Annotated in this window: 14 protein-coding genes; 4 read left to right on the top strand and 10 right to left on the bottom strand. The window is 42.8% G+C overall.

The genetic code is table 11. The features are described from left to right. Positions 1-73 precede the first annotated feature (73 nt). The 6 genes from BGL89_RS19600 to BGL89_RS19575 form a co-directional block, all read right to left on the bottom strand. Positions 74-490, bottom strand: coding sequence for a GUN4 domain-containing protein (locus tag BGL89_RS19600; RefSeq protein ID WP_286827198.1), 417 nt, complete (start codon positions 488-490; stop codon positions 74-76). Between the two features lie 284 nt (positions 491-774). Further along, on the bottom strand, positions 775-1,020 hold the full coding sequence (locus tag BGL89_RS19595) for a YlcI/YnfO family protein (protein ID WP_286827197.1): 246 nt from the start codon (positions 1,018-1,020) through the stop codon (positions 775-777). Positions 1,021-1,056: 36 nt separating this feature from the next. Next, a complete protein-coding gene (locus tag BGL89_RS19590; RefSeq protein WP_286827195.1) occupies positions 1,057-1,440 on the bottom strand; it encodes a putative toxin-antitoxin system toxin component, PIN family in 384 nt (127 codons plus the stop codon). 141 nt (positions 1,441-1,581) lie between these two features. Continuing rightward, positions 1,582-3,513, bottom strand: a complete 1,932-nt coding sequence (locus BGL89_RS19585; RefSeq protein WP_286827194.1) for a transglycosylase domain-containing protein — start codon at positions 3,511-3,513, stop codon at positions 1,582-1,584. 170 nt (positions 3,514-3,683) lie between these two features. Continuing rightward, entirely contained in the window at positions 3,684-4,169 is a 486-nt protein-coding gene (locus tag BGL89_RS19580; RefSeq protein ID WP_286827193.1) for a pentapeptide repeat-containing protein, read from the bottom strand. 261 nt (positions 4,170-4,430) lie between these two features. Beyond that, positions 4,431-5,612, bottom strand: coding sequence for an RtcB family protein (locus BGL89_RS19575; protein WP_286827192.1), 1,182 nt, complete (start codon positions 5,610-5,612; stop codon positions 4,431-4,433). Positions 5,613-5,976: 364 nt separating this feature from the next. Here BGL89_RS19575 and BGL89_RS19570 point away from each other — a divergent pair, with 364 nt between their 5' ends. Further along, positions 5,977-6,951 carry a hypothetical protein gene (locus BGL89_RS19570; RefSeq protein ID WP_286827191.1) on the top strand — a complete coding sequence of 325 codons (975 nt, stop codon included), beginning with the start codon at positions 5,977-5,979 and terminating at the stop codon, positions 6,949-6,951. Positions 6,952-7,608: 657 nt separating this feature from the next. Continuing rightward, positions 7,609-9,513: a molecular chaperone DnaK gene (gene dnaK / locus BGL89_RS19565; protein ID WP_286827190.1), complete on the top strand. Its 1,905-nt coding sequence runs from the start codon at positions 7,609-7,611 to the stop codon at positions 9,511-9,513. Between the two features lie 65 nt (positions 9,514-9,578). Here the strand turns inward: dnaK and BGL89_RS19560 are convergent, their stop codons facing one another. From BGL89_RS19560 to BGL89_RS19550, 3 genes are all read right to left on the bottom strand, one after another. Next, the gene (locus tag BGL89_RS19560; RefSeq protein WP_286827189.1) at positions 9,579-10,037 is read right to left on the bottom strand and encodes a PIN domain-containing protein; all 459 of its coding nucleotides are present in this window, start codon (positions 10,035-10,037) and stop codon (positions 9,579-9,581) included. Further along, positions 10,034-10,318 (bottom strand): hypothetical protein, encoded by a 285-nt coding sequence (locus BGL89_RS19555; RefSeq protein ID WP_286827188.1) that lies wholly within the window; start codon positions 10,316-10,318, stop codon positions 10,034-10,036. Before BGL89_RS19555 ends, BGL89_RS19560 begins: the two co-directional genes overlap by 4 nt. Before the next feature lie 302 nt (positions 10,319-10,620). After that, positions 10,621-11,241 (bottom strand): PEP-CTERM sorting domain-containing protein, encoded by a 621-nt coding sequence (locus BGL89_RS19550; RefSeq protein WP_286827186.1) that lies wholly within the window; start codon positions 11,239-11,241, stop codon positions 10,621-10,623. A gap of 43 nt (positions 11,242-11,284) precedes the next feature. Here BGL89_RS19550 and BGL89_RS19545 point away from each other — a divergent pair, with 43 nt between their 5' ends. Beyond that, positions 11,285-11,452 (top strand): type II toxin-antitoxin system HicA family toxin, encoded by a 168-nt coding sequence (locus BGL89_RS19545; RefSeq protein WP_271973617.1) that lies wholly within the window; start codon positions 11,285-11,287, stop codon positions 11,450-11,452. Beyond that, positions 11,439-11,657, top strand: coding sequence for a type II toxin-antitoxin system HicB family antitoxin (locus BGL89_RS19540; RefSeq protein WP_286827184.1), 219 nt, complete (start codon positions 11,439-11,441; stop codon positions 11,655-11,657). The genes BGL89_RS19545 and BGL89_RS19540 overlap by 14 nt, the downstream gene beginning before the upstream one ends. Before the next feature lie 93 nt (positions 11,658-11,750). Here the strand turns inward: BGL89_RS19540 and BGL89_RS19535 are convergent, their stop codons facing one another. Beyond that, the gene (locus tag BGL89_RS19535; protein WP_286827183.1) at positions 11,751-16,913 is read right to left on the bottom strand and encodes a beta strand repeat-containing protein; all 5,163 of its coding nucleotides are present in this window, start codon (positions 16,911-16,913) and stop codon (positions 11,751-11,753) included. Positions 16,914-16,996 lie beyond the last annotated feature (83 nt).

The raw sequence follows: 16,996 nt of genomic DNA, 5'->3' as shown, positions 1-16,996 counted from the left end.
ATTTTAGCAGATTCAGGGGCACCTGAGCGACTCTCAATCTAGCTAAAAGCCTTTTCCTGTAAGGTTTTTAGCTTTATTCAGCAGACCCTAAATAGGGTTCACCGCCTTCACTTTTCCATATTTTTTGCTGAGTATCAAAGCCAAATCTGCCTTGACTTGCTTTTGACCACAAATCTTCAATAATCAACAAATCTTTGCAAGGAAATTCTTTCATAGTTTTTGTATCTATAAATCCTTCTCCTTCTCTATTGACTGTTTGCAACATTAGTCTTAGAGTCTCTCTATTAGCGTCCTCCCACCTATTTTCTTTAAGCAGTTTACGAAGACATGAATAATAAGCATCTCTGTTTGACGAAAATCCCTCCATAGGTTTACAAGTTACAAAGTGGCGATCATAGAAAAAATAGACAAAACCCATAATTGTAGCCAAAGCTGATAGAAAAGCTACAATTTCGATAGTAGTATGAATACCTAACTTTTTCCCAGACATACAGTCTCTCAGCTAGTCAATTTGATTGAGTCGGGTGCAATGATTGGTTATACCTCGATCTGCTTGCATCATGGCTTAGAACACTTCGTGACCGCTCCCGCTTATCGATTCTTAACCTTTGCGATCATCGATAATTTCTCGGAACTCAGCAACGAAGCTAACCATTTTTGCTCGTCTAATCCCTTCGAGAAATAGACAAACTTAATGGGTATATCGCTATCGATCTAACGGTTGAACTCACCCGCCTTGTCAAAATCTAGCAGAAAGTCGGGTGCAGTGATATGTCAGACAGTCGGCAGCCGGTCATAGGCTTCTGGCTCAACATCGGGAACTTTTGTTAAGATTGCCTCATACTTTTCTCGACTTCCCTTTTTGGCCTTTTCTATTAGGTAATTTTCTGTCATCAACGCTGAAAGTTTCTCAGCGATCGCAGTAGAGATAAATTGATCGATCGAAATTCCATCACGAGCCGCTAGATCATCTAAACTTTTCTGTAATGAGTCGGGAATTTGAACTTGGATGGTACTCATGGTAACTTACCTATTAATCGTAGGAAATCTGAAGGCTCAAGCAGACATAAACCAAATTGCACCTGCAAAGTCACGGGTGTTATATGTGATTATACTCTGACATCCTGCTTTAACTGCAAGCTCCAATACCATATCGTCTTTGGGATCACGCAGAAATGGTCGCCACAGGAAGAAAATTTTATGAGGTATCCCCACCGAGCAATAGAAATCAATTAAGTCATCTACTTCTTCTCGACTTAAATAGAGATTGGGCAACTCCCGCAATAGGACATCTGTATATTCCAAGACGAGAGGAACAGATAAGTGCATATCAAATTTTCCTGTACCTATAAGGCTAAGAAGTTGAAACGCACTTCCACGCCTAGATCTTAATCCAGCAATAATGACATTGGTATCAATAACAATCTGAGGTAACGACATTCGCAACTGGGCAACGATGATTATTGGTACAGTTACATCTTAACTTTATCATCACAGAACAAAAATAGCGTGGGTTTCATTTTTAACATAGCCACCTTTACTCGATCGATAAATTACGATCAAACTAATTAGATTAACCATCTACTTAACCGTTGGTTTGCGGAATTTGGAAGGAGAAGGAAAATATTCTACTCGTTCATTTTTAAGCGCTTGTGCCATGAAATCGCGCCAAATGGGAGCGGCAAAACCACCACCGGTGATACCTTTACCTAAAGTGCGGTTTCGGTCATCTCCAATCCACACCGCGGTGGCTAATTGGGGAACATAACCGACAAACCAGACATTTTTCTCGTTATCAGTAGTGCCGGTTTTTCCCGCTGCCGGACGACCGATTTGGGCCGAGGTGGCTGTTCCTCCCTGAATCACTCCCTGTAACACAGAATTAAGAGAAGCGGTGGCCCAGGGGTCTAAAACTAGCTTCGGTTTGGGTGTATTATCGAGCATGACGTTACCCCGGCTATCAGTAACACGCATGATAAAGGTAGGCTCGGAATGCCAGCCATTACTGGCAAAAGTAGCGTAGGCCCCCGCCATTTCCAGAGGTGTCACATCCACGGAACCTAAAGGTAAAGAAGTCACGGCAATTAAAGGACTCTCGAAACCCAACAGACGACAGACTTCAATGACTTTATTCAACCCGACGCGACGACCGAGAACAACTGCGGGAATATTCAGAGACTGCATCAGAGCGCTACGCAGGGAAACTTGACCAGAATAGCCGCCACCGTAGTTTTTTGGGCTATAGAAGCCGCCGGCCTCGCGAAAACGGATGGGAGCATCATTAACCACGGTTTCGGGGGTAAAACGACCACTAGCGAAGGCAGTATAATAGACGAAAGGTTTAAAAGCTGACCCCGGTTGACGACGGGATTGAATGGCGCGGTTTAATTGACTTTTATTGTAATCAACGCCACCGACGAGCGCCTTGACGAAATGGGTGCGGGGATCCACTGCGACCAGAGAAATTTGTAGGTCTTTGGTACGAATACCGCGACCACGCAAGCTATTATAGGCTCGTTGGATGGTAGATTCGGCCATGTTTTGAAAGTCGAGATCGATCGTGGTTTGAATCCGCATTCCCCCTTTAGTTAGGGTTTCCTTGCCAAATTTTTGCCGCAATTCTGCCACCACTGCATCGGTAACGTAGGGTAATTTACTTTCTTGCCAAGCGGTGGGTTTACCCAGTTTCAGCGGTTCCTTTAAAGCGGCCTCTTCCTGTGCGGGGGTAATCCAACCTAAGCTACGCATCCGACTGAGAACCAGTGCCTGTCTTTCCTTGGCGGTTTTATAATTATTAAAAGGACTATAAACTTCTGGCGCTTGGATTAATCCGGCCATCATCGCCGATTCTGCTAAATTTAACTCGACAGCGGGTTTATTAAAATAACTTTTAGCGGCGGTTTGCACTCCGTAATTATTATGACCCCAATAGATATTATTGAGGTACATTTCCAGAATGTCATTTTTGCTAAAAACCTGTTCCACTCGTACTGCCAGGACTGCCTCGGCTAATTTACGGCTAACGGTGCGCTGATGGGAAAGAAAAATATTTTTGACTAACTGCATGGTGATAGTAGATGCACCTTCCACCACACCGCCACTTTTCCAGTTAGCGACTACTGCCCGGCCGATACTATTAGGATTAATACCACGATGGTGATAAAAATGGCTATCTTCGATCGCCATCACTGCGCGTTTCAGATTGGGAGATATTTGATCGAGTTCCACCACTTCCCGATTCGCTTCTCCGTGTAAGCTGGTCAGGGGTCTGCCTTTAACATCGTAGATATAACTGGTTTCCGTGGGGACGTAACCCCGTAAAATCCTCACATCGGGTAGATTGCGGTAACTAATCGCCAATCCTACCACAGCCCCCGTCACCACGGCCGTGGATACCATCAACAGGCCGAGAGCGGTTCCTCCTGCAACTCTAGAGACTCCTTGGAAAAAGCTATCCGAGTCACTACTAGGTTTCTGCTCTTTGTCTTGATTGCCGAGGGTACTGGTGGACACGATGGTTACAATTTCCTTTTTCCAAGAGGGGACTGATCGATCGAACTGGTTTGAAAGTCTATTCTAAAGGTTTTGTTAAAAAATCGAATACTAGCTTACAGCAATTATGGCCGATCTGGCTCTAGTTCGATCGGTCATGACAGCGCGATTCGGGGCAGCATAGTTAGGTATCAGCGACAAAATAGGGTATCGCGGGTATTTCTGCCAGTTACTGGGTTAGTTCCCGTCGCTCTCTCACAAAGATATTTTTCCACATCCGAGCGAATAATTGCATCGGTAAAATCGGCCCCGTCGATAATTGCACCTTTGATTAAAATGTTAGTGGCAAAAGCTCCTTCGAGAACGGCATTGGTAAAGTTGGCTTTGGTTAAACGGGCCGATTCTAGATCCACATTTCTCATATTGGCATCGCTAAAGTTGGCCCCCTCCAAGTTGGCAGAAAAAAAGCGTACTCCTTCCAGATTGGCATGACTGAAGTTACTACCGCGCAGATTAGAGTGATCGAAGGTGGAATCGCGCAAATCCTGCCCCGCAAAGTCGTTATCGGTCAAATTGCGATTATTATAACTTAGCGCTTGGGCCGGAGCCAAGGAAAATAATAATACTAATATACTAGCAAAAAAGGTTAGTAGAGTTTTGCGAGAAAATTGCGCCATATTGCCACCTGATCAATCAACCCTTTCTATAATAAGCTGTACTGCATTTAAACCGCCTATTGGGAATTTTAGTACAAATGCTCGAACTACCCGCTTCCCTATACCTTTGAAACAGGATTTAGTACTAATGACAATATCGAAAGAGCGATCGCTAAAGGGGCGGGAACTTGGGAAATTGACATCCTCACCACCGTAAACGGACGGTGAGGATGTCAAGCTAGGGAAAAAACGGCAAAAATCGATCGCTCTTGCCATGATTTGTTAACCTTTGACACACATCACCTGCTTGAGAGTGGCGACAATTTCCACTAGATCCGCCTGTTGATTCATCACCTGTTGGATCGGTTTATAAGCTCCCGGAATCTCATCAATAACGCCCTCATCTTTGCGGCATTCAACCCCTTGGGTTTGGGCGATTAAATCATCAAGAGTAAAGGTTTTTTTAGCCAGATTTCTCGACATCAAGCGCCCGGCCCCGTGGGAACAGGAACAGAAGCTATTATGTTCCCCTTTGCCCTTAACAATATAAGATTGCGCTCCCATGGAACCGGGGATAATACCATAATCGGTTTCTCTGGCGCGGACGGCTCCTTTTCGGGTGACATAAACCTCCTCCCCAAAATGAATTTCTTTTTCGGCATAATTGTGATGACAATTAACCACTAAGAGGGGTTTAGTTGGTTTGCCTCCCGCTAGATGTTTTTCAAGAATGCGTTTAAATCTAGCCATCATAATTTCCCGATTATAACGGGCATATTCCTGGGCCCATTGCAGGTCGTGCCAGTAGGCGGTAAATTCTTCTGTACCGGCGACAAAGTAGGCCAAATCGAGGTCAGGCAATTTACCTTCTGCTAGTTTGGCTAACTCTTTAGCAGTATTAATATGACATTGGGCTAGTTGATTACCAATACCTCTAGAACCGGAATGCAGCATTAACCAAACTTGATTGTCTGTATCTAAACAAATTTCGATAAAGTGATTACCACCCCCCAGAGAACCCATTTGTTTAAGGGCTTTTTTCTCTAGGTTTTGCACGCCTCGATGAATCTGTTTAAATTCCGCCCATTTTGGCCATTTAGTTACTTCCCGATCCACTTCTTTATTTTCCGCAAAACCGACGGGAATATTTTCTTCCACATCGAGGCGAATTTTTTTAAGTTTTCCCTGCAATTGTTCACCGGTGAAAGGCATTTTTAGGGCAGCCATGCCGCAACCGATATCGACTCCGACGGCGGCAGGAATTACGGCATCTTTGGTGGCAATCACCGAACCGACTAAAGCGCCTTTACCCAAGTGAACATCGGGCATTAAAGAAATGTGTTTATAAACAAAAGGTAGGGAAGCGACATTTTTGGCCATTTGGGTTTCTTGGGGTCCCAATTCATGGCCCGCCCAAGATAAAATCGGTGTTGGTGTGGAAAGTGCCAGAGTTTCGTAAGTCATATTTTTTATGAAATAATCAAATAAAAAGCCAATACAACTAAAATAACGCAATTGAGATTCTGCGATAAATTAGATAAATTGTTATCGGCGATCGTGTTTTAACACAGAGGATAAGCTGTTGACTGTCTAAATGACTTGTTCAGACTGCACCAGAGTTCTGAGCATTTGTACTAAAATTGTCAAGACGCAGTTTAAATGCAGTACAGCTTATTACCTATATTACACTATATACTACATTTGTGTTATAAACAAGTTCCCAGAAAGAGCGGGCATTGGGGAGCTTTTTTGCTGTGATCGGTAAACAGTAAGCTGTTCAGCATCTAAATAGCGTATAACAGAAACAGTAACTTAGTCAAAAAATTCAATGATGAGCAATCTTACTGATTTACTCGCACTTCCATTTGGCAAACCTTTAGCTGAGATCGATGCCACAATCCTTGAGAGTTTTGGGGATAATTGTTACAAAATAAATGATCAGATTTATTTATTAACAATGAGTATTGACAATATTCCTGTATATAGAGGTCTTGCTTGGGTAGTTTCTGAGCGGGCAGCCGCCTGGATTTTTACAGGTCGTTGGTCTGATGATGAAATCAAACTGCCGCCACCAGATATTCTTTTACCAATGTTTACTATAAAAGATTATCAAAGTGTTTGTGAATTTGGCCGGCAAGTAGATCAGAAAAACTTTGTTAATGATCTTCCAGGGCCACGAAGAGTAAAATTTAGCAACTACACTTACTATTATCGCATGGTAGAACCCCGTCAATCGGATGATCCTATTGGTATCGAGATCGATCGCCGACCAGAACAGTATAGGTATTGGGGAAATTCTCTAGTCATTATTAATAGTTGGCAAAGAACGATAACTAAAACCTTTCTTGACTTTCAACAATGTTCTCTTAACAATTTAAGAGGAGGGGGAGTCAATACTGGTAGTCATCTTATTCAGTTGAGAAGTTTTGGAAAGCCTGATAATTATCGGGAATCTATTTTATCTGTTTTTAATCCACCTACTCTATGCTATTTTGATTTGGGCTTAGAATTTGGGCCTTCTGTAGATATGCGTTTGGCCTACATCTACATCTATTTACAACCTAACTGTAGCAGTTTATTTTCCGAGGAAACCCGTTCTTCTACCTTTAGGGTTTTTTCTGGTGATCTTCTTTACGGAAATAGATTAATTAGTGCCTCTGAATTAGAGGATTTTCCTGGGTTAATTAACAGTTTTCAAGATAGCAGATTTAAACGATATGACACCGATACTTATATTCAAGAAATAAATGGAATACGCACAGGAACAATTGTTTTTACTCATGATTACATAATCTTATATTAATAAGTAGGTGGGTGGAATTAAATATAAGATGAACGTAGGTTGGGTTGAAGCATGAAACCCAACGCCCGCTCATGTTAGGCTACCGCTAACCCATCCTACAAATAATTGTGCCTCCCTACTTAGCACGATCTTTCAGTTATTAATAAAGTAAAGTGGCTCTTCTGGTTTCTGTGTGGAAACGAGGTCTATACTGATACTTTCTTCCGCAAAATAGCCCTAAAAGTCTTGCCCGATAAGCATTTCACGATTCCATAAGCAAAAATTATCACACAAAGTCGAGAAGAGCCGTAAAGTGCGGTAAATTTCTGAACTCTGGTAATGATCTTGATGTCTGAGATTCATATTTTCTACTTAAAAGAGAGGAAGTGAGGGATTTCCACCACCACTCCAGGGAAACCAAGGAGAGCGAGCATGGAGTGGTAAGAACTAAGAGTTTGTCTCACTTCTGACTCCTTTCCTTCACCACTAACTCTTTGATCCCGAACTGACATTAGCAATACTACCAAAAAGGTTCGGATACCTACACTATCGAGAAAGCGGGGTTATTTTGCACTATAGAGATAACAAAGGAACTGATAGGGGTGGGTATCGCCTAAAAACCGAGTACAGTTCCGATTCTAGAAGTCACTATAGTTGTATCGGAGCAGCACAAAGATTATGGGAAAAGTAGTTGGAATTGACTTAGGGACGACTAACTCCTGCGTCGCGGTTATGGAAGGGGGCAAACCCACCGTTATCGCCAACGCCGAAGGGTTTAGAACCACGCCCTCAGTCGTCGCCTACGCCAAAAATGGCGAGCGCCTAGTAGGACAAATCGCCAAACGTCAAGCGGTAATGAACCCGCAAAATACCTTTTATTCCGTCAAACGCTTCATCGGCAGGAAATTCAACGAAGTTACCAACGAAGCCACAGAAGTATCCTACAAAACTCTCCAAGACGGCAACGGCAACGTTAAATTAGACTGTCCTGCCCAGGGCAAACAATTCGCCCCCGAAGAAATTTCCGCCCAGGTACTGCGGAAACTGGTGGAAGATGCCAGTAAATACCTCGGCGAAACCGTTACCCAAGCAGTCATCACCGTACCCGCTTATTTTAATGACTCCCAACGTCAAGCCACTAAAGATGCCGGTAGAATTGCTGGGATTGAAGTTCTCCGCATTATCAACGAACCCACTGCCGCCTCTCTTGCCTACGGATTAGACAAAAAAGCTAACGAAACCATTCTCGTTTTTGACTTGGGTGGGGGAACCTTTGACGTATCGGTTCTAGAAGTGGGTGATGGTGTCTTTGAAGTTCTCGCCACCTCTGGAGATACTCATCTCGGTGGTGATGACTTCGATAAAAAAATCGTTGATTATTTAGCCGGAGAATTCAAAAAAGTTGAAGGAATAGATCTCCGTCAAGATAAACAAGCCCTGCAACGTCTCACAGAAGCGGCAGAAAAAGCCAAAATTGAACTTTCTAGCGTTACCCAAGCGGAAATTAACCTGCCCTTCATCACTGCTACCGCCGAAGGACCAAAACACCTAGATACCACTTTAACCAGAGCTAAATTCGAGGAAATTTGCGCTGATTTAATCGATCGCTGTCGGATTCCCGTCGAAAATGCCATCCGTGATGCCAAAATCAATAAATCTGCCCTCGATGAAGTGGTTCTCGTCGGTGGTTCAACCCGGATTCCCGCCGTCCAGGAATTAGTTAAAAAAGTTCTGGGCAAAGATCCTAACCAAAGCGTTAACCCCGATGAAGTGGTAGCCGTCGGCGCTGCTATTCAAGGCGGTGTCCTCGCCGGTGAAGTCAAAGATATTCTTCTACTTGATGTTTCGCCCTTGTCTTTGGGTGTGGAAACCCTCGGCGGTGTGATGACGCGGATTATTACCCGCAACACAACTATCCCCACTAAAAAATCGGAAGTTTTCTCCACAGCAGTAGATGGACAAACTAACGTGGAAATCCACGTCCTGCAAGGGGAACGGGAAATGGCCAAAGATAACAAGAGTTTGGGAACTTTCCGACTCGATGGTATCCCTCCCGCTCCTCGTGGTGTGCCTCAAATCGAAGTGGTCTTCGACATCGATGCTAACGGTATTTTAAATGTCACCGCTAAGGATAAAGGTACAGGAAAAGAACAATCGATCAGCATCACCGGCGCTTCTACCTTGCCCCAAAATGAAGTGGAACGCATGGTTAATGAGGCAGAATCGAACGCCTCGGTCGATAAGGAACGTCGCGAACGCATTGAACGCAAAAATCAAGCTGATTCCCTCGTTTATCAAGCTGAGAAGCAGTTGGAAGAGTTAGGCGATAAGGTTCCTCCATCTGAGAAAAATAAAGCCCAGGCATTGATTAAAGATCTGAAAGAAGCGATCGCTCAAGACGATGATGGTAAGATCAAAACCATCCTACCGGAATTACAACAAGCCCTCTACGCGATCGGTAGCAGTATGTATCAGCAAGGAGTCCCCAGTAATCCCCCCGGTGGCAATGATGACAATGGCCCCTCTGGTGGTGCTGGTGGCGGCGATGATGTCATCGATGCGGAATTCTCCGACGCTAAATAAAAATTAAGTTCTTAGCTTCGGGAAGGACACAAGTTAACTTGTGTCCTTTTTTTGTTGCGGCTTTCTTACAGATAAGTAGGAATAATATTTTGCCATAAATCAGCTTGGATAAATCGGGATAAATGACCTACATTCGTAGTGGCAATTATCACATCTGGAATAGATAGAGTTATCCCTTGTGCAACTAAAATCATATCACCGTCAATTGTCTTATCTCCTGCTGTGGGTTGTCCTTGTTGACGCGCTTGCGCCCAAAATAAGGCAGCTTGTCGCATTGTGTCCGTTGTAATGGGTAGATATTCTATTAATTCACATAACTCATCTAGTCGTTTAATTCCCTTAATCTTGTTAGCGCGTAATAACTCTCGGCGAACTTCATAATCAGCTATTTCGGGAAGAATAACCCTAATACCTTCTTGAGTTAAAGTTTGCAGCCAACGAGTACAAGCTAGACTTTCATGCGATCGCTTAGGATTGGTAATTAAACCGATAATTCCGGTGTCTAATAAAACAACTTGACTCACCAACTTATCCCTTTTAATTGTGACGGAAATAAAGGACGATCAGATAAACGATCTTGATCGAGTATCTCAATTAAATATTCACCTGTTTCTTGTTGTTCTTCCTCATCTTCCTCATCGATCCAAGACTCAAGAAGATTAACCAGTTTGATTTTTTTTTCTTGGGATAAAATGTTATCTGTGAGCAGTTTTAGGGCGTAAGATTCTAGGGAAAGTCCCTGCTCTGTTGCTCTTTGGGTAAGATATTGCTCTATTTCCGGTGTTAGATTAAGGGTTAGTGCCATAGTCGTTTTTTTTAGAGTTATACCGCCCTATTCTATCTTAATTAATCAGTTTTGTATTGAATAAAATCTACACACAGGGATGTAAATCCCTCGCTTACGTAATAAATCTAAAAACCTTGTTGGGTAAGACTTTTAGACTTTTTGTCAATCAAAAAGTACCGGACTGGGAGTGATCAGGGGGAAAATTCAGGGACTTTTTCCCTGAAAATTAGGTAGTTGACCACCTGAAAATCGGTAAAACCCCACACCCCACACCCCACACCCCACACCCTACCCCCAAGAAAAACTTTTTGCCGCAAACCCTAACCATCATTACTATTGTCTTGATTGCGCTTTTTAGACAGCAATACACCTAACCCTAATATTACTATTGACAAAATTGTAGAAGGTTCGGGAATAGATATCGATGAATCCACTTGAACTATTTTTATCAACTGACTTTGATTACCAGAATAACTGGCAACACTGCCATCGCTAAAACCAGTTTGAGATAAATCAATATTAAGTACCAGACTAGAATTACCATTGCCGATTACTTGAAAGTGCAATAAACTAAAAGTATCCAATTGATTAATTCCCAGAGGTGAACCAATGCCCCAAAATGGTAAAGAACCGCCTCCTAAGTTAGTAATTGAACCATTGGTATTGTCTAAGATTCCCGTGCGTCCAAAGGGGAAATTAGAGGTAATAAGAAGACTATTAATATCTGAGGGATTGAAAGGATTGTCGATGTTTTGAATTGAGCGAGGATCGAAGGATAAATTAATAGCACCGCTAGTGATACCGACAGGATTAATATCACTATTTTTCATTAAAATTTCTACAAAAAATCTATCGCCTAAACGGAGAGGATTATTAATAATAGTTCCCGCTAGGCCACTATTATCAGTTTTGAGGTTGAATTGAGTAGTCAGACTAGACATAATGTAGTTCTCCTGAGTTAAAAAAGTTAGCGAGTTAAAACAAATGCTACGCCAAGCAGCATTTATTCAAAAATCTGGTAAGGGAAGTCACACTAACTGGGTACATCATTTGTACTCTGGTAAAGTTACTGTTTCTGGAAAAGACAGTACCGATGCAAAGTTGTATCAAGAAAAAGAAGTTAAGAGGAATCAAGAAAATGGAACAAATTAAATATCGCATGGTAATCCAATGGTCTAATGAAGATAATTGTTTTTTGGTTGCATTGCCTGATTTTCCAGGGCAATATTTGCGTACTCATGGAGATACTTATGAGGAAGCTGTCGCTAATGGAAAAGAAGCAATAGAATCGCTAATGATTGCTTATCAAGTAGATAATGAACCCTTACCTGAACCTTTATTTTGTAGGATGGGTTAGGAAGTGCGCTAACCCATCAAACCTAATCAAAAGTCATCATAATTAATCTGAATTGTTGGGTTTCCTTGGGTCAACCCAACCTACAGAGTTAATCTAAATAACTAATCCAAATTCGGAATTGAAGGGAACTAATTCCGCAAGATTAATTCTTCCATCTCCGGTAATATCAGCAGTAGGGTCATAATTTGTTTGTCCACTACTACTACCAAATAACCCCGGACGTTGTAAGGTAGTTAAGTCGGTTAAATTCACCCGTCCATCGTAGGAAATATCACTGTTAAAGGTTGATTTTCCTGTTAGTTGAATGTTCAAAGCAGAATTGTTTTGAGCATTACTGTTGATGACTAAGCCGTTAGCCAAATTGAAGTTTTCTCGCGCTGCTTTGGGTGTATATGCTAAAGCGATACGTCGAGTTTGTCCGGGATTTAGCAGTATGTCTCCATTGGCAAAATTGGCATCTGTGGTGACATTTTGAGCATTGATAGTAATACCAGCAATAGCAAGTACATCGTTAGTTCCCACTGCGGTATTAGTAATGTCAATGAATTGGGTTTTGTCAGCAAAGTTAGGACGAACAAACAAGCTATCGGTTGCACTTGTACGGTACTGGGAGAGTTTTGTGCCGAAGGTGATGGCGTTTTTATCTACTACTATTGTCCCTTCATTAACGTTAGTAATATTGACGTTAAAAGTGCGTTCGGTAGAGAGTTTATAACCGTCAGTTGCTTTGACTCCCAATTGATAGGATGTAACTCCACTTTCAAAGTCAATGGCATTAGCACCCGCTTGAGTTAAAGTAATTTCTCCGGTGGTAGAGTTGATAGCAAAAAGATCATTTCCTGAACCATCTTTAGGCGATGTACTAAGGCTAAATGTGGGTGTTTGTCCGTAAGCATCATCAGTTGCATCTACTAAGTTTCCGGCGACAACTACGGTTCCTACTGCACTTCTTTCGGCGAGGTTGACGTTATTAATACTACCGACAATCGGTGCATCATTGATGATGATATTACGGGTTAAGCTTAAAGTACCATTAGGATCAACTAATGTGCCATCAGCAAAACCGATTTGAGTGGGATCAAAGGTGAGATTTAAGTTAGAGTTATCCCGCGTTCCCACGACGTTAAAGCGTAGCAAACTGAAGCGATTTAATTGATTAATCCCAATCGCTGTACCTTGACTTGCTTCGGGAACTGCACCACCACTTAGGTTATCAATTAAACCGTTGGTATTGTCTAATGTACCGCCTCGGAATAGGGGGAAAGCGGAGGTAATTAGGGGACTGTTGACATTGCCAATATCAGCAAAGTTATTGATATTTTGAGCAACATCAGCAGCAAAGCCAAAGTCAAGGGAGTTGATGATTAAACCTGCTGCATTGGTGCGAATATCACCTACTAGGATTTCCGCAAAGAAGCTGTTACCAAGAATGGCATTATTGCTTGTAATTTCACTGCCAACTGTCCCGTTATTATCCTCATAGAGTTTCAGTTGGAAGCTGAGAGGGTTAACATTATTTAGGTTAATGGTAGCGATACCCGTATCGGTTAAAGCACCATCATTTGCTTGAATCGTCAGGTTAAAGGGGTTAGTTTGTGCGCTAACATCATCCGCATCCGTAACCGTAATTACTCCCGTATTACTAATACCAAAAGCGGAGGTAGTATCGCCATCTGTATCTAAATTTCCAGCGGTGATACTGTAGGTTAAGGGGTTATTATCGGGGTCAGTGGCGTTAATTGTCCCGACAACTGTACCGTTGGGACTGGTTTTAGAAATGCTGAAAACAGCATCATTAACGACTGGCGCACGGTTAACAGGACTGGTAAGATTAACAGTAATAGCGGCAGTATCGCTTAAGTTACCATCGCTAACGGTAACAGTAAGATTGAAAGGGTTAGTTTGACTGCTAATATCATCAGTGTCAGCAACCGTAATTACGCCACTACTACTAATACTAAATGCCTTGATATTGTCGGCATCGCTGTCTAAATTTCCGGCAGTAATACTGTAGGTTAAAGGGTTATTATCGGGGTCAGTTGCGGTGACAGTTCCGACTGTGGTATTAATGGGACTGGTTTTAACGAGGCTAAAAGTAGCATCATTAGCGACGGGGGGACGGTTGGGGGTTTCGTTAACATTGGTGAGGTTAACGGTGATAATAGCGGTGTCGGTTAAGGTTCCATCGCTGACGGTGACGGTTAGGGGGTTATTTGGGTTAACTTCAAAGTCGATGTCATCGGGGTCAGCTACGCGAATTTGTCCGCTATTATTGATGGTAAAGGCGGAAATTCCGTCCCCATCGAGGTTAGGATTCCCTGCGGTGATATTGTAGGTTAAAGGGTTATTATCGGCATCAGTGGCGGTAATTGTGCCGACAAGGGTGTTTAAGAGGCTATTTTCGGGGACAGTTAAGGTGGCATCATTGAGTACGGGTGCGCTATTTTGGACGAATTCAAAAGCACCTATATCGACGTTTGTACCGTTAACGCGAGGATTTCGGGCAATATCAAGGGGTATGGCTTCGGTGATGTTGCCGTCGCCGTCTAAGTCGCGGGTATCAGCAGGGAGAGAAGCGTTACTACCTGCGTTGATGGCGGGGGAACCGCTTTGTAGGCGTAAGTCGTCGTTGATGGCATCGACAAAGAGGGGATCTACATTAAGGTTTCCTGTGCCTGTAAATCCGCCTTGTACTATGCTGTTGGTGACTGTTGTGGTAGCAACACCCGTATTATTGACAATTGCTGTGCCACCATTACCCCAAATAATGCTGTTACGAAGATTGCTACTAATAACAAAACTGCTATTATTGATATTAGATTGATTATAGAGCGCACTTCCTGAACCAGCAGAGTTACCACTGAATGTGCTATTAGTAAGGGTTGTAGTAATAGCTCCAACACCATTATTCTCTTGAAAAATTGCACCCCCTAGACTAGCAGCATTGTTTCGACTAAAAGTAGCATTTGTGGCTTGTAGATTATGGCTGTTTACATTGTAAATGGCTCCACCTGTACTATCAGCAATATTTAGAGTAAAGCTAACATTAGTTAAGCTTAAATTATTGCTTTGGTTTACATTATAGATAGCTCCTCCGAAATTAGCACGATTTTGTTGGAAACTACTTTGACTAATAGTGGATGTGCTACTGTTATTATGAATTGCCCCACCACTGCTAGTAGCTCGGTTTTGTGCAAAAGTAACATTATTTAGTGTGGTATTACTACTAATGTTATAAATAGCCCCCCCTTGACTACTCGCAATATTGCTACCAAAAGTTGCCGTATTGAAAATAGGGCTACTGCTTTGATTGAAAATAGCCCCACCAGTAACAGCAGTATTGTTACCAAAAGTCGTATTATTTAGGGTAGGATTGCTAGAGATATTAAAAATAGCTCCTCCCTGACTGGTAACGGTGTTATTAGTAAAAGTTACATCAGTTAAAGTTGGGTTACTACTGGTGTTGTAAATAGCACCTCCATTACTAGCAGTATTGTTACGAAAAGTGGTATTTGTGATGGTAGGATTAGCACCCGTCTCATTATAAATTCCACCACCACTGGTAGCATTATTATTCTCGAAAATCAAATTTCTGAGAGTAGGACTACCATCAACGATATATACCCCACCACCGACACTATTTGTACCACTTGCATTAGCATTACCTCCCGAAATAGTAAACCCATCCAAGACTGCTGTATTGCTGGTACTGTTACCCGTCACAACATGATAAACATTATCACTAGCAGTATTAACCGTCCCAATATCCCCACTTAAAATAGTGGCATTAGTGGCAACATTACGCTGACTTAAACTCGTTTCCGAACCAGCAAAACCGCCATAAATTTCTACCTGATTTTTTAGGGTAAAAGTTGCAGTTCTGTCCGTTCCCGTAGTCGGTTTATACGTCCCCCCTGCAACCCAAATAGTATCCCCACTTTTGGCGGCGGCTAAAGCATCCTGTAAACTGGTAAAAGCATCAACCCAAGACGTACCATTATTACTTCCCCCTGCATTTGTCCGTACAAAAATAGTCCGACTTGCCGCAGGAGTCGGTACAGGGGCAAGCTGCGCCCCCTCATACGCCCCTAAATCCACATTTGCACCCACAACACGGGTATTACGCGACAAATCAATGGGTATCCGTTCAGACGTATTCCCATCCCCATCTAAATCACGACTATCGAGGGGTAATAAAGTAGAATCTCCCGCATCCAAAGCAGGAGAACCCGCTTTTAAGCGTAAATCATCCGCTTTCGCATTGACAAACAGAGGGTCAACATTCGTCGCACCCGTAAACCCTCCCCCTTGGATAATGCTATTCGTAACCGTAACACCACCACCGGAACCATTATTAACCTGATTCCCTGTACTGCTACTATCCTGATTCCCCCAGAGGATACTATTGCGTAATCCTACACTACTCGACACATTATGTAGCGCACCCCCAGTTACCGCCACGTTACCACTCAAGGTACTATTAATCAAATTGGGGTTACTCAGATTACTAAAAATCGCGCCACCACTGCCCGTATTAGCCGAATTTCGACTAAAAACCGAATCAACAATAGTAGGATTACTGCTACTGGTGTTATAAATCGCCCCCCCGTCATTAATAGCCACATTCAGGCGAAAAGTGCCATTAGTAATCTGTGGACTACTCAAATCATCGTAAATCGCCGCCCCTCGCGTTGCCGTATTGTACTCAAACAACACATCTGTCAGGACAGGATTACTACCATTCTCGTTATATAAAGCACCTCCATTTGTTCCATTATTATCGCGGAAAGTGATATTTCTCAGGGTTGGACTAGCACCCGAAACATACATCCCACCCCCATCATCTTGATTTCCCGTTGTACCATTGGCATTACCACCAGTAATAGTAAACCCATCCAGAATAGAACTGTTACCTAGAGGAGTAGAAATCGTACCCGTCGCGCTTACGACGTGATACGCATTATCCGCAATACCAGACGCGCCAATCTCACCACTTAAAATCGTGGCATTACTGGCAATATTACGCTGATTACGGGCAGTTTCCGTCCCTGCAAAGCCGCCATAGATTGCTACATTATTTTTCAGGGTAAAGCTTGCAGTTCTGTCGGTTCCCGTAGTCGGTTTATACGTCCCCGCAGCCACCCAAATCTCATCACCAGCTGGTGCTGCAGTAATAGCACTTTGTAAACTGCCATAAGCATTGTTCCAAGCGGAGCCATTACCTGTTGAACCAGACTTAACGTAGATGATAGCCATGATATACCTCGTGTGAAAAAGACGGTAGAGAGTTGATAGGGAATATCGACCCGAAACTTAGTTCGAGTTAGATAAAGTTGATA

The sequence above is a fragment of the Microcystis sp. LSC13-02 genome (assembly GCA_002282935.1).
Lineage (GTDB): Bacteria > Cyanobacteriota > Cyanobacteriia > Cyanobacteriales > Microcystaceae > Microcystis.
This window is presented reverse-complemented; position numbering and strand designations above follow the sequence as displayed.

Coding starts and splice junctions, on each gene's coding strand:
- BGL89_RS19570 (WP_286827191.1), top strand. CDS start 5,977: ATGATGAGCAATCTTACTGATTTACTCGCACTTCCATTTGGCAAACCT.
- BGL89_RS19540 (WP_286827184.1), top strand. CDS start 11,439: ATGGAACAAATTAAATATCGCATGGTAATCCAATGGTCTAATGAAGAT.
- BGL89_RS19550 (WP_286827186.1), bottom strand. CDS start 11,241: ATGTCTAGTCTGACTACTCAATTCAACCTCAAAACTGATAATAGTGGC.
- BGL89_RS19555 (WP_286827188.1), bottom strand. CDS start 10,318: ATGGCACTAACCCTTAATCTAACACCGGAAATAGAGCAATATCTTACC.
- BGL89_RS19535 (WP_286827183.1), bottom strand. CDS start 16,913: ATGGCTATCATCTACGTTAAGTCTGGTTCAACAGGTAATGGCTCCGCT.
- dnaK (WP_286827190.1), top strand. CDS start 7,609: ATGGGAAAAGTAGTTGGAATTGACTTAGGGACGACTAACTCCTGCGTC.
- BGL89_RS19595 (WP_286827197.1), bottom strand. CDS start 1,020: ATGAGTACCATCCAAGTTCAAATTCCCGACTCATTACAGAAAAGTTTA.
- BGL89_RS19580 (WP_286827193.1), bottom strand. CDS start 4,169: ATGGCGCAATTTTCTCGCAAAACTCTACTAACCTTTTTTGCTAGTATA.
- BGL89_RS19545 (WP_271973617.1), top strand. CDS start 11,285: ATGCTACGCCAAGCAGCATTTATTCAAAAATCTGGTAAGGGAAGTCAC.
- BGL89_RS19575 (WP_286827192.1), bottom strand. CDS start 5,612: ATGACTTACGAAACTCTGGCACTTTCCACACCAACACCGATTTTATCT.
- BGL89_RS19600 (WP_286827198.1), bottom strand. CDS start 490: ATGTCTGGGAAAAAGTTAGGTATTCATACTACTATCGAAATTGTAGCT.
- BGL89_RS19590 (WP_286827195.1), bottom strand. CDS start 1,440: ATGTCGTTACCTCAGATTGTTATTGATACCAATGTCATTATTGCTGGA.